Consider the following 12,991-nt stretch of genomic DNA (forward strand, 5'->3'; position numbering starts at 1 on the left):
CGGGCAGGCCGAGCAGGTCCGCGACCTCGCGCCGGGTCACGGGGCGTCCGGCCGCCAGCAGCGCCGCGCCGATCAGGGCCTGCGGGGAAGGCGTCAGGGGCGGCCTCCCCGAGCCTGGTGGGCGCGCAGCCGCTCCCGAAGCACCTGGCTGGGCAGCGCCCCCTCACGCAGCACCTCTATCTCACGTCCCGCCCCGCCGATCCGCACCACGGTACTGGCCAGCCCCCGCGCCGGAACGCCGCCGTCGGGCAGCAGGGGGGCCAGCCCGTAGGCCTGCGCCTCGGCCAGGGTTTGCGCCGCAGGCTGACCGCTGGGATTCAGGCTGGTGGTGGCGAGCGTCCCCCCGCAGGCACGCAGCAGGGCCTGGGCGACCGGATGATCCGGAACGCGCAGCCCCACCCAGCCCCCCGGCGCGAGGTCGGGCGGACAGGCCGCGCGGGCGGGCAGGACCAGCGTGAGTGGCCCCGGCCAGAAGGCCGAGAGGGCCTCGAACGCCGGCCCGCCCCGGGTCAGCGTCCGGGCGACCTCGGTGTCCACACAGGACACCTGCACGGGTTTGCCCGACTCGCGGCCCTTCAGGGCGTACAGGCGCGCCACGGCGTCCGGACGAACGGCCAGGCCCCACACCGTTTCGGTCGGATACCCGACCACCTCCCCCGCCGCGAGCAGCTGGGCGGCCCACTCGGCGGCCTGCCCGATCTCATCCCTGATCTGTGGACGTTCCTTCATGCGCATTTCACCCATCCATCCGGCGCGCCGCCCCTTGTAAGGGGAACGCAAGACGCGCCCAACTATACTCGCGGCTATGCCGGTCTACGAATACCGCGTCCGGGACCGCTCCGGGAAGGTCCTGAAGGCCCAGATGGAGGCCGGGACCGCCGCCCAGGTGCGCGACGCCCTGCGCGCCAAGAACCTGCTGATCGTCGAGATCAAGCCGCCCAAGACCGGCCTGAGCGCCGACGTGAAGATTCCCGGCCTGTCCGACCGCCCACCCGGCCTGAAACAGATCGCGGTGTTCAGCAAGCAGCTCGCCACGCTGATCAACGCGGGTGTGCCGCTGGTGCAGTCGCTGGCGATCCTGCAAAAGCAGATTGAGAACAAGGCCTTCCAAAACATCATCAAGACCGTCCGCAGCGAGGTCGAAAGCGGAACGCCGCTGAGCGAGGCGCTGGCCAAACATCCCAAGGTCTTCAGCCGCCTGTATATCAACCTGGTGCGCGCCGGCGAGACGAGCGGGACCCTCGACAGCATTCTGGAACGAATCGCGGCCTTCCAGGAAAAGGAACTCGCGCTGCGTGGCAAGATCAAGAGTGCGCTGACGTATCCGGTGGTGGTGCTGGTCTTCGCCATCGGGATCACGTATTTCCTGCTGACCACCATCGTGCCGCAGTTCGCGGGGATTCTGGCGCAGCTGAATGCCCCGCTGCCCCTGATCACCAAGGTGCTGATGGCCGTCTCGGACTTCCTGAGACACTCCGGCCTGCTGATCTTCGTCTTTATCGCCGCGCTGGTCTTCGCCTACCGCTGGTATTACAAGACGCCCAAAGGCCGTCACGTGATCGACGACGTCAAGCTGCGTCTCCCCGTGTTCGGCAACCTGCTTCAGAAAAGCGCGATCAGCTCCTTTGCCCGCACCTTCGGCCTGCTGATCAGCAGCGGCGTGAACATCATCGAGAGCCTGGAGATCACCAAGGGCACGGCGGGCAACGCGATTGTCGAGGACACCATCGAGAACGCCAAGAACGTCGTGATGGTCGGTGACCCGATGAGTGCCAGCCTCGCCACCAGCAAGATCTTCCCGCCCATGGTGGTCAGCATGGTCGCCATCGGCGAGGAGACCGGGTCGCTGGACACCATGCTCGGCAAGGTGGGCGACTTCTACGACCGCGAGGTCGACGAGGCGGTCGAAAGCCTCACCGCCGCCATCGAACCCCTGATGATCGTGTTTCTGGGGAGCATCGTGGGCACCATCGTGGCGGGCATGTTCCTCCCGATGTTCAGCATCATCGGGCAGCTCAGCAAGTAAGCCCGGTCTTCCCGCCGACACCCGCAAGAAGTGCCCTGAGGGGTACTTTTTTTTGTGGTCGGCACGCGAGCAGGACTCGGCCCACCACTGCTCATACGGATTCGGTCCAATGCCTGAACAGTCGGAAGAGTACCTACTCTGTTCCACCATCTCCCGGAATCCGCCGAGATTCCTTCTCTGCTTCGCAGCTTTACAAGACCTTTCGGTCGGCTTTCCGGGGCTTTCCAAGGCTCTCAACACCCTTTGATCGGAATCCTTATCAGACCCCAGGGTGCCCACAACAGTTGCGGACAGTCGGCAGGTTGTGTCATTCGCACCCCTTCAAACGCCTCATTCTGGCGGCAGGTCAGGAAAGGGGGTGTCCGCCCGCATTCCACAGCTCGGGGCCTGACCTTAAACAGGGGGTCAAGAGGCGGGCGGGGGCGGCGGCTGTTATGCTGCACGCATGAGTTCGGACCGCAGCCATGCTCTGATGACCTGGGCACTTGTCGTGCTTGCCCTGGGCGCTCTGGTCGGGATCGGAACGACCGCCGCCCTGCTGGCCCGCAAGGACCGCCCCCTTCCCGACGACCCTGACGCACCGCTGTTTATCTAGCGGGCCGGCTTCGGCGTTCGGGGGGCAGCGGGCTGACGGCCCAACGCTGAGGGTTCAGAAGGGCCACACCCGCGGAATCACCAGCAGCGCGACGGCAAAGGTCACCAGCGTCAGACCCGTCCCCACCCGCACGAAGTCCAGAAACCGGTAGCGTCCGGGACCATACACCAGCATGCAGGACGGCTCCAGCGGTGTGATGAAGGAGTTGCTGGCAGCGATCGTAATAGCGATCACAAAAGGGCGGGGATCATAGCCCAAGGCTTTGGCGGTGCCGACGGCCAGAGGCAACATCACCAGCGCGGCGGCCTGATTGCTCATCGGCTGGGTCAGGGCGACGGTCACGGCGAACAGTGCGGCGAGCAGGCCATAGGGTCCCAGCGGCTCCAGCACGCCTGAGAGTGCCCCGGTCAGCACCTTGGCCGCCCCCGTCGCCTCGAAGGCGGTGCCGAAGGCCAGCATGCAGGCCACCAGCACGATCACCGGCCACTCGACCGCGCGGTACGCCTCCTCGGGCGTGACCAGGTGCAGGGCGAGGGCCAGGGCCACCGCGATCACGACCGCCACGCTGAGGGGCACCAGACCCAGACCGCCGGCCAGCACCGCACCGCCGAACAGCAGCAGCGCGAGGGGAGCCTTGCGCAGATCGCGCTGGGCTTCCGTGAGGTCGCCCAGCACCGTCAGGTAATCGCCCAGGCCCGCGATCCGGTCGGCGCTGCCCTGGACCAGCAGCACGTCCCCGACCTGCACCCGCAGGCCCGCCAGGCGCTCGACGGTGCGGGCGCGGCGGTGCAGGGCCAGAACAGACACGCCGTAGCGTTCGCGGAAACGCGCTTCACGCAGGGTCCGGCCCGTCAGCGGGCTGCCCGGCAGCACGACGGCCTCGACCAGCCGCACCGGGGCCGTCCCGTCGGCCTGGAGCTTCTGCTCGCTCTTGCTGAACACCCCCAGGGTACTCTTGCCGGTCAGGATGCGGTCGGGCGGTCCCTCGACCGCCAGCGTGTCGTCCTCCTGCACGCGGAAGTCGGGGCCGGGCGCGTAGAGGGTATCGCTGCCGCGCCGCACGGCGACGACCGTCAGGCCGTGGTCGCGGCCCAGGCCCGTTTCCCGCAGCGTCTGCCCGGCCAGCGGACTCCCGGGCGCGACCGTCAGGTCCGCGAGGTAGGCGCGCAGGGATTCTTCCAGGGCGGCGTCCTGGGCAGGCAGCAGGCGGGGCGCGACAAAAAAGAGGTACAGCAGGCCCACCACCGCGACGGGCAGGCCCACCCACGCCAGCTCGAAAAAGCCCAGCGGTTTCAGCCCGGTCGCGGGCAGCGCCCCCGACACCACGAGGTTGGTGCTGGTCCCGATCACCGTAATGGTGCCGCCCAGGATGCTGGAAAACGCGAGCGGCATCAGCACGCGGCTGGGGGCGATGCCCGCGCGCCGTGCCAGGCCCGTCACCACCGGGAGGAACACGGCGGTCGTGGCGGTGTTGCTGGTAAAGGCGCTCACGCCCGCGACGGCGCTGAGCATTCCCCGGATCATGCCCCCCGCGTTGCGGGCACGGCGCGCGAGCGTCTGGCCCACCCACTCGATCACGCCCGCCCGCAGCAGCACCCGCGTCAGGATAAAGAGGCTAGCGAGGGTCAGGACGGTATCGCTGCCGAAGCCCGCGAAGGCTGCCTTGGGCGAGAGCAGCCCCAGCGCCAGCAACGCGCCCAGCAGCAGCAGCGCCGTCACGTCCACCGGCAGCCACTCGGTGGCGAACAGGACCAGCGCGGCGACGAACAGAATCAGCAGGATGGTGACGGGGTCCATGAATCTCCGCAGGGGAAGGCGCTGAGCGCCGCGTCCCCGGTTGCCTGACGTGGAAGGCGAGAAGAGGGGAGCAGGCCGGAACCCCGGCCCACGCCCGGGCGTTCAGGTGCCGGAATCCTGGCCCCGCCCTGCCGCCGCGAGACGGGTGAGGGCCGCCGTCAGAACGCCGACCGCCCGGTCATACTCGCCGAGGTCGAGGTGCTCGTCCGGTGTGTGATCAAGGGCGCTGTCGCCCGGTCCGTAGGCGACGGTGGGGACCAGCCAGCGCTCCGCGACCACGTTCATGTCGCTGGTGCCGGTCTTGACCTTGAAGACGGGGGTGCCGCCCCGCTCCCGGATGGCGACTCGCAGCGCGCGCGTCAGGGCGTTGTCTTTCGGGTGGCGCACGGCTGCCTCATGGCCCGTGAAGGTCAGGGTGATGGGGAGGTCGCGCAGCAGCTCCCTCAGGGCGGTCTCGGCGCTGTGGGGCGGCACCCCCAGAGGCAGGCGCAGGCCCACGGTGCCCTCCGCGATCTGGGCCAGGCCGTCCGTCCTGGCCGACAGACTCTGGAGCGTGGCCTGGACCGAGTCGAAGATGCCCCCACCCGCCGCCTGCGCCGCCCAGGCTCGCACCCGGAACCACGCTTCCGTGAGGTCATCGGCGGCGCTGGTGCCCTCGCCCGCCGTGTGGAAGTTGTCCTTCTGCACGTGCAGCCGGGCCACCAGCCGCCCCTTGTACCCCAGGGTCAGGCCCGCCCACCCGCTCGGTTCCCCGATCAGCACGAGGTCGGGCCGGTAGCGCGACATGGCGGCGCGCGCGCCCCGGCTGCTGGGCGCTTCCTCCTCGGTCGCGCCGATGCACACGAAGCGTGCGCCCGCGAGGGCTTCCCCGGGCAGGCCTGCGACCGCCGCGACAAAGGTGCAGAAGCTTCCCTTCGCGTCCACGCTCCCGCGCCCATACAGCACGTCTCCCTCGACCCGCACGGGAATCTCGCCCGGCACGGTGTCGATATGCCCCAGCAGCACGACCGTCAGGGGACCGCTGCCGCGCTCGCCCACCGCGTTTCCGGCCTCGTCGATGTGGGCGCTGAAGCCGTGGGCCGTCATCCATCCGGTCAGGAAGGCCGCCACCTGCGCCTCCTCCCCCGACAGGGAAGGAATGGACACGGCCCGGATGACGAGGTCGCGGGCGTCGGCGTCCCCCTCAGTCCTGGTGGTCATGGGTCTGCCCACCGTCGGCCACCGCCCGGGCCAGCGCCACGATCAGGCGGGTCACGTCCGCGAACGCCAGCAGCGCGATGCAGCCCACCCCACCAGCGATCAGGGTCCACAGCCCGTTCAGCGGCGCGCCGCCCAGAAACTGGAAGACGGCCAGCCCGACCGCCGCCAGCCCCAGCACCACCCCGAGCAGTTGCAGGCGGCTGACCAGCCCGCTCACGGCCCCCGCCCGCACGGCCAGCCCGGCCAGCAGGCTCTCGGTCCCGGCGGCAGCCACGCGGGTCGCTGGGGCAGGCTCTGCCGGGACCGAGACGGCGGGACCGCTGGCGGTGCTGGGGGCCGTCAAGGGGGGCTGAGTTTCCGGCTCCGGCGCAGTGCTCGCGGGCGTCCTGGCGGGGGTGGGGCTGCCCGGTTGGGGAGACGGAACGCCCGGGGTCCCCCGGACCTCCCGCACGGTTCCAGGCCTGGGGGAGATGGCGGGCGTCCTGGCCGACGTGTTCTGTGCAGACGCCGCAGCGGGCCGCTCTTCCGGTGCCTTCTTAACCGGCGTCTCCTGGGTGGGAGCCGGGTCCGCGCCGAGCACCACCGTGGTGGTGCCGGGGGAAGGCGGGTCGGAGGCCGCCGCGCCTGGAGAACGGGAAGGACCCCCGGGGGGCGTTCCCGTCCTGGGCATGCTGCCGAAGGTCTTGTGGCCGCCCGGCACAGGCAGCGGCGCGGAGGGCAGGTTCTTCGCCTTGGCCGTGGCGTCCCGCACCTGGGCAAAAAAGCCCTGGACCTGGGCGGGGTCGAAGCCCACCAGACTGGCAGTCAGGGCGGTTCCGGCCGGCGTCTCCACCCGCAGCAGGCCCTCCTGATCGCTGTGGATGCGGGTCAGGTCCCGCAGGGTCACCCGGCGCGTCCCGTTCTGATCCTGGTACACCAGCATCTCGCCGAGCAGGGCGAAAAACGCCTCTCCCCGTTCCAGCACCGCCGTGGGCGGCGTTCCGATTCCCAGGCCCTTCAGGGCCGCAAGCACGCGCTCAGTCATCGCTCGATTCTCCTCACCTTGTGGGGCAGCATAGCGGGTACACCGCCGCGCCCGCGCCTCCCCTGCCCGCGCCCGGCGGCGAATGAAGGCCCGCCAAACTGGACCTCATACGGCAGGCTCACGCCAGGCGGCACACTGGAGCATGACCGATTCAGGCAACCGCTACGGCAATGCGCCGCTGGGCAAGAGCGTCGAGGAAATCGAGCAGGAAAGCGGCAACCTCGAAAACTCGCCGGTGCAGGGCGAACAGGTGCGCGATCAGGAAGGCGTGGCGGTGCCCGCCATCGTGAACGGCAACGCCAGCAGCATTCCCGCCATCGTCAACGTGGACCGCCTGACCGAGGGCGGCAGCGGCGCGGACGACGGCACCGCCCCCACCAACCGCGACAGCAGCGAGGGCACGGTCTGAATTCCTGAGCCTGGGACGAACAGGGCAACCCAGATCGCCGGGTTGCCCTGTTAAGTTGGGAAGGAAGCAGGCCGGCCCGCGTGCCACGGCGGACCAGCCCGGCCGGTCACAGCAACTTGTCGAGGGTGATCGGCGTCTCGCGCACCCGTTTGCCGGTGGCGTGATAGACCGCGTTGGCGACGGCGGCGGCGGTGCCCACGATGCCGATCTCCCCTGCCCCGCGCACACCCATCGCGCTGACGTGATAGTCGGGGTAGTCCAGCATGATCGCCTGCACCTCTCCGATGTCGGCATTGACAGGCACGTGGTAGTCGGCGAGGTTGCTGTTCAGGATCAGCCCGGTCCGGGGGTCGGTGTGGGTGACCTCATGGAGCGCCGCGCTGACGCCCCAGATCATGCCGCCCGTCAGCTGGCTCTCGGCGGTCTTGGCATTCAGGACCTTGCCGATATCGAAGGCACCCACCAGGCGGCTCACGCGCGGTGTCAGGAAGTCGGGGTCCACCCGCACCTCGGCGAACACGGCCCCGAAGGAGTAGCGGGCGTAACGCTCGGTCACGGCCTCCACACTGCTTTCCTGCCCCTGCTTGAGCTTTTCGAGGTCCTTTTCGCTGCCGCCGTTGGGGATGGTTTCGCGGTAGGCGTCGTACTGGTCGCGCCCGGTGCGTTTCAGGATGGTGGTGTAGCGCTCGCCCCGGTCGCTGCCCTTTACGTACAGGCCGCCGTCTCTGGCCTCCAGATCCACCGGGGCCGCGCCGTGCAGGGGGGACTCTGGGGCCCCCAGCGCGAGGTCGGCGAGTTCCTGCCTCAACCCGCTCGCGGCGGCCTGCACCGCGCTGCCGACGCTGCCCGCCGTGCGGCTGCCGCCCGAGTAGCCGTTCTTGGGCAGGCGCGAGTCACCCAGCTTCACGCCGACCTGCCCAATATCCACGCCCAGCTCGTCGGCGGCGATCTGCGCCAGGATGGAATACGTGCCGGTCCCGATGTCGTGTGACCCGGCCTCGATCTCGATGCGGCCGTCGCCGCACAGGCGGGCGCGGGCGGTAGCGGCGCTGGTGTACACGGGATAGACGGCGGTCGCCATGCCCCAGCCGATCAGGGTGCGCCCGTCGCGCATGGAGCCGGGCTGGGGCGTGCGCCGCGCCCAGCCGAACGCCGCCGCGCCCCGCTCGTAGCACTCCAGCAGGTGCTTGCTGCTGTAGGGCAGCCCGCTTTCGGGGTCCTGGTTCTCGGGGGCGTGGTTGAGCCTGCGGAACGCCAGGGGGTCCAGGCCCGCTTTCTCGGCAAGTTCGTCCATCAGGACTTCCAGGCCGAAGGAGCCGGGGGCCTCGCCGGGCGCGCGCATCATGATGTTCGGCCCGGCATGCGTGCGGATCATGGTGTGGGTGAGGTCCATGTTCTCGTTCGCATAGAGCATCTTGGCGACGTTGCCGACCTGCTCGGGAAAAAGGTCCACCGGCCCGGTCTGCGATTCGGCCTGGAGGTCCACCGCTGCGAGCTGGCCCCCGGCATCCAGGCCCACCCGGTAGCTCGTGCGGGTGGCGGCGCGGTAGCCGACGGCGGCGAACATCTGCGCGCGGGTGAGGACCAGCTTGACGGGGCGCCCCAGCACCCGGGCCGCCAGGACGGTCACCAGCAGGTGCGGCCAGGTCGTCGCCTTGTTGCCGAAGCCGCCGCCCACGAAGGGGCTGATCACATGCACGTGGTCCGGGTCCAGGCCCAGCGTCTGCGCCAGCACGCCCGGCGCGGACTGCATCCACTGGGTCGGCTCGTAGAGGGTGAGCCGGTCCTCGCCGTCCCAGGCCGCGATCACGGCGTGCATCTCCATCGGGTTGTGGTGCTGGACGGGCGTGTCGTAGCTCGCCTCGAAGGTGGTCGCCGCGTCCTTCAGCGCCCGGCTCGCGTCGCCGCGCGAATGCTGAAGCTGGCGGGGTTTTTTCTTGTCGATGAAGGGCCAGCCCCGGCGGCCTTCCTCCAGCGTGGCGCGGAAGTCGTCCGGGGCATACTCGATGTCGAGGAGCAGCGCGGCGTGCCGGGCAGCCTCCAGCGACTCCGCGACCACCACCGCGATCGGCTGCCCCCGGAACAGCACCTCACCGTTCTGAAAGGGCAGGATGGCCGTGCCCGCCGGGCCGCGCGGATAACCCTTGACGTCCTTGAGGTCCAGGCCGGGGGTCTGGTGGGACAGCACGTCCAGTACACCGGGCACGGCGCGGGCGGCCTCGTCACCGATCTTCCTGATCCTGCCGTGCGCGATGGTGGCGGACACCAGCACCGCGTGGGCCAGATTCGGCACCTCGAACTCGGCGGTGTAGGTCGCCTCGCCCCTCACCTTGGCGGGGCCGTCCACGCGGCTGACGCGCGCGCCGACATATTTCTGCGGATGACTGCCCTGCGTGGTCATGCGTCCACCCCCGCCGCCTGCATCAGCGCGCGCACGATCACGCGCTCCGTCAGGGGCACCTTGAAAGCGTTCTCCTCCAGCGGCTCGGCCCCGGCCAGGGCGGCGCGGGCGGCGGTCTGGAAGGTCTCCAGGGTCGCGGGCTGCCCGGTCAATGCCGCCTCCGCCTCGGGGGACCGCCAGGGAACCGTCCCGACCCCGCCCAGCGCGACGCGCGCGGCCCCAATGATCCCGCCCTCGACCCGCAGGACCACGGCGGCGCTGCTCAAGGCAAATTCATAGCTCTGGCGGTCGCGGATTTTCAGGTAGACGCCGCTGCGGGCGATGGGCGCGGGCAGCGTCAGGGCCGTGATGAGTTCCCCTTCCCGCAGATCGTGTTCGACCTGCGGCGTGTCGCCCGGCAGAAGGTTGAACTCGCGCAGCGGCACCTCACGCTCGCCGCCCGGTCCCTGAAGGGTCAGGACCGCGTCGTAGGCGACCAGCGCGACCGAGGCGTCGGAGGCGTGCTCGGCAATGCAGGCCCCCGACGTGCCCAGAATCGCCTGCTTGCGGTGGTGGCCCGCGCGCGCGCCGCAGCCGCTGCCGGGGTCGCGCTTGTTGCAGCTCGGAAAGGCCACGTCCCGGAAGTAGGGGCAACGGGTGCGCTGCATCACGTTCCCGCCCATGCTCGCCATATTGCGAAGCTGCTGGGACGCACTCGCCAGCAGCGCCTCCCGCAGCGCCGGGTAGCGCTCCGCGATCAGCCCATGCTCGGCCACCTGCGTCATGCTGGCGAGCGCACCGATGCGGACACCGCCCTCATGCTCGGTGATCTCCGCCAGGGGAACGCGCGTGATGTCGGTGACCACGGCGGGCCGCTCCACGTCCAGCCGCATCAGGTCGATCAGGGTGGTGCCGCCCGCCAGAAAGCGGTGGCCCTCGCCGGGCTGACCGACTGCCCCCGCCACGTCCTCCACCCGCCGGTAGGCGAAGGGCCTCACGGCTGTTCCCCCTGGCCGCCCGCCACGCTCCGCACCGCCGCGACGATCTGCGGGTAGGCGGCGCAGCGGCAGAGGTTGCCGCTCATGAACTCGCGGATCTCGCCCTCGCTTCCGGCGTGCCCCGTCTCGACGCAGGCGACCGCGCTCATCAGTTGCCCCGGCGTGCAGTAGCCGCACTGGAAGGCATCATGCTCGATAAAGGCGGCCTGCATGGGGTGCAGCGCGCCGCCTTCCCCTGCCAGGCTCTCGACGGTGCGAACTTCGCGGCCCTCGCAGCTCAGGGCCAGGGTCAGGCAGCTCAGGTGGGTCTGGCCGTCCACCAGCACCGTGCAGGCCCCGCACTGGCCGTGATCGCAGCCTTTCTTGGTGCCGGTCAGGTGCAGCCGCTCGCGCAGGGTATCGAGCAGGGACGCCTGGACCGGGAGCGTGAGGTGCCGCTGCACGCCGTTCACCGTCAGAGAGAGGGGAAGCTCACCGGTTTCCGGGGCCTCCCAGACTGAATGGGTCATGCCCCTACCCTATGACCGCCGGGCCATCATCTGCGCCCGGAAGCAGTTCACGGCACCTTTATCTGTCTCTTTCTCTGTGTCTTTCTGGCCTGTCTGGGGCACTCCTGTGTTCGGACCCCAGCCCGGCTGCATTACGCCTGCCCCCATTCGAGTGTGAAAAAGGGTACACTTGGGAGCACTCTGATTCTCGCGCGCCCGGGAGGTCCTCATGAAAGGTACTGTCCGCCGTTCGCTGTGGCTCGCCGTTCCCCTTGCGCTCGCTGCGCCCGTGCTGGCCGCTGTCACGCAGGGCGGACCTCCTCCCGGCGGCAATCCCCTGGCGCTGAAGTACAGCACCCCCAACGCGGCGCGGGGAGGGCAGCTCTCGGCCACCTGCCAGGGCTGCCACGGAGCCGGTGGGGTCAGCACCAACCCCGAGACTCCCCGGCTGGCGGGACAGGTGCCCGACTACGTGCGCTTCCAGCTCGCGGCTTTCCGGGCCAAACTGCGCCCCAGCCCGGTGATGCAGCAGGTCGCGGCGCACCTGAAAGACCAGGACATCGCGGACCTGGCCGCCTATTTCGCGTCGCGCCCGGTCGGTCCGGCCTGGAAGACGACGGACGCGGCCCTGCGGTCCAGGGGGCAGGCGCTCTTTATGGGCGGCGACCCGGCCAGGGGCGCGATTGCCTGCGCTGTCTGCCACGGGACGAACGGGCGCGGCGAGAACCGGCTGGGCGTGGCGAGCGTCACCAACCAGTCGCCCGGGTACGCGCTGGACGTGCTGCACGAGTTCAAGAACACGCCCAGCTTCGGCGGACTTCCCCAGCCCGAGGCCATGCGGATTGTGCTGAAACCGCTGGGCGAGGACGACCTGAAGGCACTGGCCGCCTACATCAGCAGCATGAAGTGACGGGCTTCAGCGCACCCGGACACCCTTGCTGGCCGGCTGGGTGCGCAGCCACGCCACGAACCGCCGCACGCCGTCATGGGCCAGCAGCGCGTCCACACTGTGGTATTCGCCTGCCAGCTCCGCGTTCGTGAAGGTGCGGTGCAGGAACTTGTGGCAGGCGGGGCACAGCGGCACGGTCGGCAGGTCCTGCACCCTGACCCCCTGCCGCCGCCCCTGCGACCGGGGCACCAGGTGATGCTCGGTCAGCACCGGCGTGGCGCGTTCGCACAGGGCGCAGCGGAGGGGTTCGGCGGGTGGGGGCGGCCAGGGGGAAGGGGGCAGGCGGCGGGCCATGCGGCGGATGATGCCGCGCAGCAGCCCGGGAAACCGGGTGGGGCATTACTGGGCAGAGGAAAGAAGCGGAGGGGAAGCAAGAGCTTTTGCCCCCGCTCCCCCTGCCCACCTACCGCCCAGGTTTACAGCTTGGTCAGCTCCGGATATTTCTGAATCGCCTCGTCCTCGCTGAGGAACTCGCCTTCCTTGTCCGGACTCCAGACCACCTCGGCGCGGATCAGGTCGCCGGGGGTCACGCTGCTGATGGCACTCAGGGCGGCGCGGGCTTCCTGGGCGGTGGTCACGCCTGCCGGGGGCAGGTTGCCCAGCGCGTGGGCGGCGACGGCGATGGTGACGGCCAGGTACAGGTCGCCCACGTCCTTCTGAAAGGTGTAGTCGCCCCGCTGCTCGAAGCCGCTGTTCACGTCGCGGTTCTGGTAGTTGCTGGTGGTCTGGTCGGTAAAGGCGGCGCGGGCCTGGGTGGCCCAGGCGCCCACCTGACTGTCGGCGCTGCTCGCGGCGCCCTGCGCCCGCTCGACGTTGCCGTAGACCCAGCGCTCGGGGTGGCGCAGCAGGACCAGCGCGGCCTCCTGGAGCATGCGGGCCAGGCCCTCGTTGGTGTCGGGGTCGCCGCTGCGGGCCACCCGCTGGAGGTCACGCTTCACCTCGTCGCCCTCGGCCAGCAGGAGCTGCACGCTGACGGCCTGCGCGGTGCCGCTGGCGCTGCCCAGACCCGCCAGCCCCCGCCCGCCGCCCCCGCCCAGGCTGCGGCGCATGAAGCCCACCACCGTGAAGATCACCAGGCCGAACACCAGCAGGCCGATCAAGCCGAAGCCCCCCCCCCCCCCCCAG

Annotated in this window: 14 protein-coding genes (1 of these 14 only partly in view); 4 read left to right on the forward strand and 10 right to left on the reverse strand. The window is 70.0% G+C overall.

Features of this window, described 5'->3' with window-relative positions; all coding sequences use genetic code 11:
• Both scpB and DEIPH_RS08595 read right to left on the reverse strand, forming a co-directional pair.
• Positions 1-97, reverse strand: partial view of an SMC-Scp complex subunit ScpB gene (scpB, locus tag DEIPH_RS08590; RefSeq protein ID WP_034356787.1) — the 5' end (the start) only. 434 nt of this gene lie to the left of the window's left edge; the window shows 97 of its 531 coding nt (coding positions 1-97); it begins with the start codon at positions 95-97; its stop codon lies off the left edge, out of view.
• Positions 94-729: an L-threonylcarbamoyladenylate synthase gene (locus DEIPH_RS08595; protein ID WP_051517257.1), complete on the reverse strand. Its 636-nt coding sequence runs from the start codon at positions 727-729 to the stop codon at positions 94-96. The genes scpB and DEIPH_RS08595 overlap by 4 nt, the downstream gene beginning before the upstream one ends.
• A gap of 76 nt (positions 730-805) precedes the next feature.
• On the opposite strand from DEIPH_RS08595, the gene DEIPH_RS08600 reads away from it, so the two are divergent.
• Together DEIPH_RS08600 and DEIPH_RS20405 are read left to right on the forward strand one after the other, a co-directional pair.
• Positions 806-2,026 (forward strand): type II secretion system F family protein, encoded by a 1,221-nt coding sequence (locus DEIPH_RS08600; protein ID WP_034356790.1) that lies wholly within the window; start codon positions 806-808, stop codon positions 2,024-2,026.
• Between the two features lie 445 nt (positions 2,027-2,471).
• Complete coding sequence (locus DEIPH_RS20405) at positions 2,472-2,621, forward strand: hypothetical protein (protein ID WP_162833997.1); 150 nt, start codon at positions 2,472-2,474, stop codon at positions 2,619-2,621.
• Positions 2,622-2,675: 54 nt separating this feature from the next.
• Here the strand turns inward: DEIPH_RS20405 and DEIPH_RS08605 are convergent, their stop codons facing one another.
• The 3 genes from DEIPH_RS08605 to DEIPH_RS08615 form a co-directional block, all read right to left on the reverse strand.
• A complete protein-coding gene (locus DEIPH_RS08605) occupies positions 2,676-4,418 on the reverse strand; it encodes an SLC13 family permease (protein WP_034356793.1) in 1,743 nt (580 codons plus the stop codon).
• Positions 4,419-4,520: 102 nt separating this feature from the next.
• Positions 4,521-5,618: a [LysW]-lysine hydrolase gene (locus tag DEIPH_RS08610; protein WP_034356795.1), complete on the reverse strand. Its 1,098-nt coding sequence runs from the start codon at positions 5,616-5,618 to the stop codon at positions 4,521-4,523.
• On the reverse strand, positions 5,602-6,642 hold the full coding sequence (locus DEIPH_RS08615) for a hypothetical protein (protein WP_034356799.1): 1,041 nt from the start codon (positions 6,640-6,642) through the stop codon (positions 5,602-5,604). The genes DEIPH_RS08610 and DEIPH_RS08615 overlap by 17 nt, the downstream gene beginning before the upstream one ends.
• A gap of 142 nt (positions 6,643-6,784) precedes the next feature.
• Here DEIPH_RS08615 and DEIPH_RS08620 point away from each other — a divergent pair, with 142 nt between their 5' ends.
• On the forward strand, positions 6,785-7,051 hold the full coding sequence (locus DEIPH_RS08620) for a hypothetical protein (protein WP_034356802.1): 267 nt from the start codon (positions 6,785-6,787) through the stop codon (positions 7,049-7,051).
• A 106-nt stretch (positions 7,052-7,157) separates the two neighbouring features.
• Here DEIPH_RS08620 and DEIPH_RS08625 read toward each other — a convergent pair whose 3' ends face one another.
• The 3 genes from DEIPH_RS08625 to DEIPH_RS08635 are packed head-to-tail and all read right to left on the reverse strand — an operon-like array spanning position 7,158 to position 10,938.
• Positions 7,158-9,452 (reverse strand): xanthine dehydrogenase family protein molybdopterin-binding subunit, encoded by a 2,295-nt coding sequence (locus DEIPH_RS08625; RefSeq protein WP_034356805.1) that lies wholly within the window; start codon positions 9,450-9,452, stop codon positions 7,158-7,160.
• Positions 9,449-10,429, reverse strand: a complete 981-nt coding sequence (locus DEIPH_RS08630) for an FAD binding domain-containing protein (RefSeq protein ID WP_034356809.1) — start codon at positions 10,427-10,429, stop codon at positions 9,449-9,451. The genes DEIPH_RS08625 and DEIPH_RS08630 overlap by 4 nt, the downstream gene beginning before the upstream one ends.
• Positions 10,426-10,938 carry a (2Fe-2S)-binding protein gene (locus DEIPH_RS08635; protein WP_051517249.1) on the reverse strand — a complete coding sequence of 171 codons (513 nt, stop codon included), beginning with the start codon at positions 10,936-10,938 and terminating at the stop codon, positions 10,426-10,428. Before DEIPH_RS08635 ends, DEIPH_RS08630 begins: the two co-directional genes overlap by 4 nt.
• 208 nt (positions 10,939-11,146) lie before the next feature.
• Between DEIPH_RS08635 and DEIPH_RS08640 the strand changes: the two genes are divergently transcribed.
• Positions 11,147-11,827, forward strand: a complete 681-nt coding sequence (locus DEIPH_RS08640; protein WP_034356812.1) for a c-type cytochrome — start codon at positions 11,147-11,149, stop codon at positions 11,825-11,827.
• A gap of 6 nt (positions 11,828-11,833) precedes the next feature.
• Here DEIPH_RS08640 and DEIPH_RS08645 read toward each other — a convergent pair whose 3' ends face one another.
• Both DEIPH_RS08645 and DEIPH_RS08650 read right to left on the reverse strand, forming a co-directional pair.
• Positions 11,834-12,160, reverse strand: a complete 327-nt coding sequence (locus tag DEIPH_RS08645; RefSeq protein ID WP_034356815.1) for a hypothetical protein — start codon at positions 12,158-12,160, stop codon at positions 11,834-11,836.
• 122 nt (positions 12,161-12,282) lie between these two features.
• Positions 12,283-12,991: DUF1517 domain-containing protein (locus tag DEIPH_RS08650; protein WP_034356897.1), on the reverse strand; the 709-nt coding region annotated here is incomplete at its 5' end.

The organism is Deinococcus phoenicis, from assembly GCF_000599865.1.
Lineage (GTDB): Bacteria > Deinococcota > Deinococci > Deinococcales > Deinococcaceae > Deinococcus > Deinococcus phoenicis.